This window comes from Oligoflexus sp., from assembly GCF_035638955.1.
Taxonomy (GTDB): domain Bacteria; phylum Bdellovibrionota_B; class Oligoflexia; order Oligoflexales; family Oligoflexaceae; genus Oligoflexus.
The window spans coordinates 1-8,673 of record NZ_DASQYZ010000425.1 but is presented as its reverse complement, the minus strand read 5'-3'; the positions used below and the strand labels follow the sequence as shown (position 1 = coordinate 8,673).

9 protein-coding genes are annotated in these 8,673 nt (G+C 54.8%); 2 read left to right on the top strand and 7 right to left on the bottom strand.

All coding sequences use genetic code 11. From position 1 onward, the window contains the following. From VE954_RS35680 to VE954_RS35655, 6 genes are all read right to left on the bottom strand, one after another. A partial coding sequence (locus VE954_RS35680) for a leucine-rich repeat domain-containing protein (protein WP_324962110.1) occupies positions 1-1,103 on the bottom strand: 1,103 nt, incomplete at its 3' end. Between the two features lie 231 nt (positions 1,104-1,334). Further along, positions 1,335-1,946 (bottom strand): hypothetical protein, encoded by a 612-nt coding sequence (locus VE954_RS35675; protein WP_324962108.1) that lies wholly within the window; start codon positions 1,944-1,946, stop codon positions 1,335-1,337. A gap of 3 nt (positions 1,947-1,949) precedes the next feature. After that, positions 1,950-2,321 carry a glutaredoxin domain-containing protein gene (locus VE954_RS35670; RefSeq protein ID WP_324962106.1) on the bottom strand — a complete coding sequence of 124 codons (372 nt, stop codon included), beginning with the start codon at positions 2,319-2,321 and terminating at the stop codon, positions 1,950-1,952. A gap of 20 nt (positions 2,322-2,341) precedes the next feature. Further along, a complete protein-coding gene (locus VE954_RS35665; RefSeq protein ID WP_414699062.1) occupies positions 2,342-4,108 on the bottom strand; it encodes an ABC transporter ATP-binding protein in 1,767 nt (588 codons plus the stop codon). Positions 4,109-4,220: 112 nt separating this feature from the next. Next, positions 4,221-4,802 (bottom strand): hypothetical protein, encoded by a 582-nt coding sequence (locus tag VE954_RS35660; RefSeq protein WP_324962102.1) that lies wholly within the window; start codon positions 4,800-4,802, stop codon positions 4,221-4,223. 154 nt (positions 4,803-4,956) lie between these two features. Continuing rightward, complete coding sequence (locus VE954_RS35655) at positions 4,957-5,775, bottom strand: GNAT family N-acyltransferase (RefSeq protein ID WP_324962101.1); 819 nt, start codon at positions 5,773-5,775, stop codon at positions 4,957-4,959. Between the two features lie 326 nt (positions 5,776-6,101). Between VE954_RS35655 and VE954_RS35650 the strand changes: the two genes are divergently transcribed. Then, positions 6,102-6,677 carry a hypothetical protein gene (locus tag VE954_RS35650; RefSeq protein WP_324962099.1) on the top strand — a complete coding sequence of 192 codons (576 nt, stop codon included), beginning with the start codon at positions 6,102-6,104 and terminating at the stop codon, positions 6,675-6,677. Between the two features lie 218 nt (positions 6,678-6,895). Further along, positions 6,896-7,579, top strand: a complete 684-nt coding sequence (locus VE954_RS35645) for a hypothetical protein (RefSeq protein WP_324962097.1) — start codon at positions 6,896-6,898, stop codon at positions 7,577-7,579. 61 nt (positions 7,580-7,640) lie between these two features. Here the strand turns inward: VE954_RS35645 and VE954_RS35640 are convergent, their stop codons facing one another. Then, positions 7,641-8,579, bottom strand: coding sequence for a hypothetical protein (locus VE954_RS35640; protein ID WP_324962095.1), 939 nt, complete (start codon positions 8,577-8,579; stop codon positions 7,641-7,643). Positions 8,580-8,673: the final 94 nt, after the last annotated feature.

The window sequence follows — 8,673 nt, the reverse complement described above, 5'->3', positions numbered from 1 at the left end:
AGAATACAGGTTTCAAAGAACGTATGGGATGCTTCGAAAGGGCGAAGGCGTGGATTGAATGTGATGCTGATGGTATCCAGGAAACGCAGATTGCGCAGAGGGCCTACGCTCGTGATGTCATTGTCATCCAACTCCAGAGTCTTGAGGTTGGACAAAGCCGATAGGGCCTGAATGTTGCTGACGCCGTTGTTCTTTACCTTTAAGCCAGTCAAACGGGTGAGTTTGCCCAGACCGGTGATGTCCGTGAGATTATTGTTGCTGAGATCGAGACTGCGAATCCATTGCAAAGACTCGATGGGGCCGATGCTATCCAGGCTTTGACCCGACAGGTCGAGGTTGAGAAACGCAGGTTTGCGGAGTTCGGCTTCGGCTTCAACGCAGGTGCTCTTGCCGGATTTTTGCAGAAGAGTATCCATGGTGTAGCGATCACCTTCGCTGAGATTGGTGCGCGTGCACCAATCCTGGAACGTACCAGCGGGAGGCGCGATCGTGGTCTGGGGGAACGGGGTTCCGGCGCGGCAGTTCATGTCGGCGACGAGGTCGGCATCTGCCAGCGTAGTCGTGGTAATCGCCAGCGCCGAGGGCTCCTGCCAGGAGAAGGCGGTAACCAATTCACGGCAGCCCAGCTCATAAAATTTGTTCTTTTGTGTTGGAGCTGGGAAGAGGAAAAAATACCGCGAGGCACGGCCGACTTCAGCCAGGACCCGCAAGCCCCGAATTTGCGCCGCCTGCTGCGTGGGATCGGTCAAGCACTGTAGGGTTGGTTGCAGTGCTGGTTTCGCCGCGCCGAATTCCAGACTGGTCATTGACCAGGTCGGCAGGCTGTTGATGTCAGGGTTATGGAAACCAAAGGCCTTGAGAACAGGACAATTGGAGTCACCATTGGTTTCAATATAATAACCTCGCCCACCGCTGACCACCATCAAGCGCTTCACAGGAGGTGTGACGGATGTGTCATCCACGCGAACCAGTCGTAAACTGGCATCGTTGGCGACGGCTTTCATCGTATGATGTGAGGGAGGAACCGATCGTCCGCAGGCTGCGGCGATAGACAGACTGAAGAGGGACGAGGCGACCCATCTTTGAAGTTTACGGAAATGCATGAGACGCCCCTTGGAAAGAATCCGGGTTTAAATCAGGGAGCGAGGACACCCCTTGATCTTATGTCTCTCTTAGACGGTCAGGAGCCGCAATTTGCGGCGCGGATAACACGACATTTTTAGATTAAACGTTAGGTCAATGATTTCTTTGAACTCTACACGCGCTATCCAGCAGCTCCTGACCCTGGAAAAGCTTGCTATGCGGGTCATCCTGGGACAGCCCCGTCAAGCTGCCTAAAGCCATTCCGCCCGGCACAGCAGGCGGTGAATTCGCAGCATTTCCTCCTGCCCCGGTGGCCGCACCATAAAAGGCACCCGCCGCCAGCGCGGATCGTCTTTGGCAAAGGCCGGTGCACGCAGAGCCAAATAATAAGCACCCTTGAGTTTGGGTGTGCAGCTCAAAAAGATTTGCGTGAGGGGGTAGGCCGCACTCCAACCCTGCATGCGCTCGTTGATTTCCTCAAAGAAGAGTTGTGACTGCCGCAGTCGAATCCGCGAACCCAGCCGCGATTTGCCCTTTTCCTGAAGGTAAGTCAGCTGCGCACGACCCTGGGTCTTACGGACCATATATTTTTGAATCTGTTTGGACTCGATCATGTCATCAGCCTGCGCCACGGCCACGGAAGCCCGACCGGCTTGAATCAGCATCAATCCAAAATAAGGCGGATCATCGATCGCATCCTGAAGTTCATCCAGATTGGTCCACCCCGCCCGACGCAAAATGATCGGCAGGCGGCACATGCGGTCCGCACTGATCAAACGATCCTCTTCGATGCGGACGTGATCGGCCACCGATTCCAGCCATTCCACAAAGTCCGCATAGGACGCATATCGTGCGCTTGGCATGGTTCATGGACCCTGCAAAAGTTTTTTCAAGCTTCCATCTTTCAAAGCGCGGATGGTATCCGAGCCGCCGCCTATCAAAGCACCTTTGACAAAAACCTGGGGAAATGTCGGCCAACCGCTCCAGAGTTTAATGGCGAGGCGCTGCTTCCACTGACTCCAATAGCCGCCAAATTCGAGGTAGGTGAAGGGAACACCGGCGTCCGTGAGAGCCTTGCGGACTTTGATCACGTGCGGGTTCAGAGCCATGCCCACCACAACGACTGGATTTTTTTCCACTGCCTGCTGCACGGTTCTCACCACATCCTCATGAAAGCTGGCAATAGCCTGGTCCACAAGGGGGGTACGGCGTTCAGCCGATAAAACGGAACGGGTCATGGGAAGTCTCCTGTATGGTTTCACGTCACGACGAATTGTCGATTCACCAGTTTATAATACATACCCTCGCGCTCATTCATCAGCTCATCATGCCGTCCGCTCTGCACGATACGTCCGCCTTGAATCACCAGCACGCGATCCGCGTTGCGAACCGTGGAAAGTCGATGCGCGATCACCACTGTGGTCCGTGATTGCATCAGAAGGTCCAGGGCTTCCTGCACGAAATGCTCGCTTTCGGCATCCAGCGCACTGGTGGCTTCGTCCAGAATCAAGACTCGAGGATCTTTCAGCATGGCCCGGGCAATGGCCACGCGTTGCCTTTGCCCGCCTGATAATTGAATGCCGCGTTCGCCGACGATCGTGTCATAGCCATCGGGAAAGGTGCTGACAAATTCATGCGCATGAGCCGCCCGTGCTGCAGCCTCCACTTCGGCGGCGGTGGCATCGGCTTTACCATAGCGAATATTGGCTGCAATCGAGGCACTCAAAAGCACGGGATCCTGGGACACCACACCAATTTGCTGGCGTAGCCACTCCCCGTCGAGCATGCGAATATCATGCCCGTCCAGACGAACGTGACCTGAGGTGGGATCATAAAAACGACAGATTAAACTCGCTATGGTGGATTTCCCGCTCCCGGAGGGTCCCACCAGGGCCACGACTTCACCCGGTCGAATGGAAAGATCAAGGTTATCGAGAACGATCACGTCCGAACGCGAGGGATAGCTGAAGTCTACGGCTTGAAATTCCACACGTCCCTCGACCTGCGTCAGGGTCTCGCCCCCACGCAGGGGGATTTCGGGCTTGCGATCCAAAATTTCAAAAACCCGCCGCGCGGCGCCTGTTGCCGACATAAAGTCCGTCCACAGCGAGCCCAAGGCTCCGACCGAAACCGCGACGGTCATCGCATAAAGGATAAAACTTGTCAGATCACCCACTGTCATTCGGCCATCGATGACCAGACGTCCGCCATACCACAGCACACCCGCAATGGCTGCATAACCCAGAACGCCGGCCAGTGCAGTGATGATGGCAATACTCCGAATGCGTTTGCGGGCCAAGCCGTAGGAAGTTTGGACGGCCTTCGCATACCTTTGAACCTCGGTCGATTCCTTGGCAAAGGCCCGAACCGTCCGAATGCCGGAAATGGTTTCCTCGGCGACGATGCCGGTTTCCGCCAGGGCATCCTGCACATCACGGGATATTTTGCGAATCCGTCGGCCGAACAGCGCCGTCCCAATCGCAATGGGCGGCACGCAGCCGAGCAGGCCAAAAGCCAGCACCGGCGAGGTATAAATCAAAAGAACCAGGCCCCCAATAGCGGCCCCGAAATTACGCATCGACATGGAAATATTCACGCTGACGGCATTCTGCAGAAGGGTGGCATCGGAGGCGAGGCGACTCATCAGCTCACCGGTTCGGCGGCTGTCAAAGAAGGCAATGTCCTGTTCCATGATGGCTTGATAAAGGTGTTCGCGCAGGCGGGCGACGACCTTTTCGCCTGCGGTGGTAAAGAGGTAATAGCGTGCCCCACCGGCCAGAGCCTGAATGAAAAAGACGACCAGCATGACGAGAGCCGCCTGGTCCACTGACTCGCGACGGCCCGAGCCCAGGGCTTCATCGATGATGATCTTGACCGCCTGCGGGTAAATGAGCAGCATCCCGCTGCCCAAAATCAAAAAGAGAAACCCGACACCAAGGCGACGGCGTTCCGGCCAGGCCAATTTTAGAATGCGGGAAAGTCCGGGAACGGGCGACGCTTTCTCTTGCAAGGCGAGTCCTTCCATCGGTCAACAGCCTTCAGCAGCTGATGGCAGGCCAGTATCCGCTGAATGGCTGGGATGTGGGAAGGAAAAAAGAAAAAAAGCCCCTGTTAGGAAAACAAGGGCAGGGGTCGGATTATTTTTTCTTCTTCTTCTTGGCTGGCTTGGCTTTCTTTGTCGCCGAACTTTTCTTGGCAGGCTTCCGGGCCGCAGCTTTCCCGGCTTTTTTCTTTTTGGGCGCCGCGACTTTTTTCTTGCCCGCGGATTTTTTGGCCAATTTTTTCTTTTTGGGTGCTGTGGCTTTTTTTACGGCTTTTTTCGCAGATTTTTTCTTGCCGGCTGGTGTCCTGGCCACTTTTTTCTTCTTCTGCGCAGCAGGCTTGGCAGCAGGCTTACGCGCCTTCTTTTTGACTTTGGCAGTGCGTTCAGGTTCCACCGTCCCGGCGTCTTCTTCCACAGAAACAAGCGCCTGATCAATCGCGTGCAATAGGACTTGAACCTCTTGATCAAGGCTGACGGGATCATCAATCTCATTGAGGTCATCGAGGATCAGGCGCAGCGACTGATGAAATTTGCTATCGATGCGCGACCAGATTTCCTCCAAATCTTCATCCCGTGCGTATGCGGCAAAGATTTCTTTCAATGGCTCAGCCAATCGGGGGTCGGAACGGATGACTGATGTAACCAAAGCAGGAAAATTATGAGGTTCGAAATCCATCAAGGCCTCCGAGGCGAATGAACATTGACCGACACCTTATGGTATGACACTTTGCGGACGAGTCGGAACCATTTCTTTACAACGCCTCGGTTTTTGGGCCAGGAAATTCCGTAATAAGTATGCGAAATTGGGTTAAATAACGTTGGGTTAGAGTTCATGCGCTCTGCGGGAGGGTATACTTTAAAACCTGATCCAAACAGGGCCGCATGAGTCGGACACCCTGCGTCTTCATACGCAATACCCAGTCCCTGTCGGCGGGTTGCAGGGTTTCGTGCAAATGCGGCGCGACAAATCGAGCCCACGCAAGAAATGGTACGTTTTCTCCCCGGATGACTTTCTCCAGATCGATGCGCACGACCGACGATTCACGACCTTCATAGAGGGGATGGTGGCCGACAAAGGGTAAGTGTTCTCCTGCAAAGCGCACGTAAACCGGGATCAGGGGTTTGACGCAGTAACCGAGCAGATGACGACCCCCGCGCTGCCAGGCTTCCCACGCGCATTCCGCCAGCAGGAGCGTCAGGAGATGGCCTCGGCGAAAATCGGGGTGGGTGCAAACGCGGGAAATTTCCACCGTTCCGTGGACGGCGACCAGCGCATCAGGGAGTGACACGAGGACATGGCAAATTTCGGAGCGCTCGCGTTTTTGGAGGAGAAAAATGAGACGTCCAGCGGCCACCAGTTGATCCCGCAGGATGAGTTTCACATGCAGGGCATCCGTATCAAAAACATCGCGACAGGATTCGGCATCCTGCGTTTGCAGCAGTCGGCCGTCGAATTGGGCCGCGTGGAGACGGAGGTCTAAAATATCAGCGGAAATCTGGGACGTGACTTCGATCCGAACCTCGCCTAAAACATACGGCGCCGGCAGGCCCTGTTCATGAAACCATCGAAAACCGATGCGACCCGAATTTTGTTGCCAGAGCGTTTGCGCGATGCGATGTCTCTGCCATTGGGTAAGCGTTGCTTTCATGGTGGGCTCCTTGGTGGACCGTCCCAGTCTTGCGAGTCCGGTTCTGCATAATGCTTGCCAGCTTTTGTCTGGAAAATTGCCGTGAATTTCTGGAATTTTGAAGGATTCTGCGGCGCCTTATGCTTCGTTTATCGACAGCCAGGGCCTTAAGATTGGACTACGTTACGGAAAGGATTGAACTGGCTAAACGGACTATAGGCCACCTGGATTTGTTAGGGAAAAAGAGAAACTGGAGTGCATAACCAAAGGATTTCCTGTGGTTTTAGATAATGCAAAAGTCCTTGTGCAAAAAACCCGATCCTGAGTTTATGTTGCAGGAGGATCCCATGCGTCCGGCTCAGGTTCGAACCGTCAATATCAAGAAACTCAGTCCCGAGAAACGGGATAGTCTGCAGAAAACGCAGCGCTTTCTTCGAAATACTTTTCGTAAGATTCTAACGGATTCTTGCGACGCGGAAATATTGGAAGAGTCGCTCTTCGTCGAGGACCCGCATATCTATGCAACATGGACCTCGCAGTCATGTTTATTAGGAGCGGGATTCAAGATCGGGGCGCGTATCCAGTTTGATAGCGAAGATGGGCGCCTGCTGCAGACCATGCAGGGCAAGGTTCCCGAAAATGCTCCGGATGAACAGATCATCGTTCGCATGCAGGAAACCACCGACCTTATCCTGGCCAACCTGCAGCGTTATTGCCAAACCGCAGGCCTGATATCGGGCATCAGCCAGGCTTCGCTTACCAAAGCTTTCAGCAAAACCCAGTGTCCTACCTATCAGCTGTACGGTGGCGCAATCGACTCGTGGCTTTTGCGTGTCAATGACTGCGTTCTCTACTGCACCACCCATGTGATCTTTGATGAAAGCCAGGACCTCGTTGTCCTCGCCCAGCATCTTCCTGAATAATCCGATCCACTTGCGCGGATGGCATCCAGGCCGCGCGTTATACCTCGGCCAACGGCTTCGGCTGCGCCGCGCTACGGCCTCGTTACGCCGCGACCCATAGCTCCTGCTGTGTCGCACTCCACCTCGACCATCGGCTTCGTCGCGCTACGCCCCGACCCACAGCTCCTACTGGCCCACAACCCCACCTTATTGTAAACTGACGGTCCAGGGAGGTGGCTATGATGGATTTTTTCAGCCAGGTGGACGAATACTGCGAGCGCACCGACTTTGAGCTGCTCGCCGAGCCCTTAAATTTCTACAGTAACCTGCTTTTCTGGGTGGCCGCCTTACTCGCTGTCCGCGAGATCCTTCGTAGTTCCGTGTCCCGCTCCGTTCCTTTATGGACTCTGGTGGTCCTGTTATTTCTCGTGGGTCTGGGGTCCGGGCTTTTCCATAGTTTTGCCACGGGCTGGGCCAAAGTCTGCGATGTGGGCTTCATCGGCGTCTTCGTCATTTGGTTCCTTTGGTGCTGGGCTCGCGGCATCCTTCATCTTTCCCGGCGGCCTGCAGTGGAATTCATGGGCATGTTCGTCTTGCTGACCGGCGTCCTGCAAGGTGTTTTCCTTCGCGTGCCGGTCAACGGATCCCAGGGATATTTCGGAGTCGCCATCTTCCTGCTCGTGCTGGGCCTGCAGCAAACCGTCCAGCTCTCACGAGCCCGCACGCTGACCAAGGCCGGCTGGGTGTTTATCGCCTCGCTGGTCTTCCGCACACTGGACGCAGAAATATGCTCGGTGTGGCCGCACGGCACGCACTTTCTCTGGCATTCCTTGAATGCTGTGGTTTGTTATCTCACGATACGGGGGATGCGGGAAGAATTGGAGTGGCAGCAGGGATACCGCGGGCTCATGGGCCCGCGGTGAAAGAGTGCTTAAGCGCGGCCGCTGAAATAGGCCGCAGTGAAAGTGAGCTTAAGCGCGGCAGCTACACCCGCCCGATTCCTGGAACTGCTGCACAGCGATAACCCTGGGGATCGTACCCTAAACCACCCGCATCCACACTCGTCCCGCGTGGACAGATGCTGATGCAGCTCGTATCACGCATGCCACGAGCCAGGTTCTGCTGGCAGCTGATCTGCTGCTTCATGGCCAAACCTTCTGGACTATAAATCCACTGGTTATTGGCTTTCACTTTGATAGGGAAAGTGAAGGCATCATCTTCCGCAACCTGATCAAACAGAGTCAATGGCGCGGCCTGCCACACCATGGTGCCCTGGAATCCGGCTTTGTTTGCATAACGATACATGCGCGACAGATAATAGGCGCGATCGCGGCGATAATCATCCGGCTTGCCATCATAGCCCTGCTCGCTAAAGCCCGTCTCTTCCATAATAACCGGCTTGCCGTGTTGGGCTGCAAGGGCCGCGCGGTCCTGGATAATGCACTGGTCAAACCAATCCAGATCAGACGTGGGAACGTTCCAGTTGTCGGGATAAAGATGCGTGGTCATAAACGAGATGTGGGGCAGGGCCACGTTGCGAGCGAAATCCACACCTTTCATTCCATTATTGATCCAGCTGTGCTTATTCGAACAATTCGGATCCTGATGCGACGTGCGGTAGCCTTCCTCGCCGGTCGTGATCATATGCCTGGAGTCCACACTGCGAACAAAGGCGGACATATCGTTGAGCCAGCTATAAACCAGCTCGCCGGCCTTGTACTGACTCGGATTTTCGCTGGCGCAGCTGTTATAGGTTTTGTTGCCGACATCAGTTTTCAGACATTCATAATAGTCCGAAGTATGGGGCTCGTTGGATAGTTCGATGGCAAAGATCGCCGGATCATCGCGATAGCTCAGCCCTGAATAAGGATTGGTAGGATCTGTTGCAAAAAGCCTCTGGTGTTTCGACCAGGGACTCGTCATAGTTCCTGGTTCACCGTATCCAGGGAGTGGTTATGGCGCTGAGCTTCAAAGGACGGCATTTCCAAAAGTCGATTATCCTGACCTCCATCCGCTG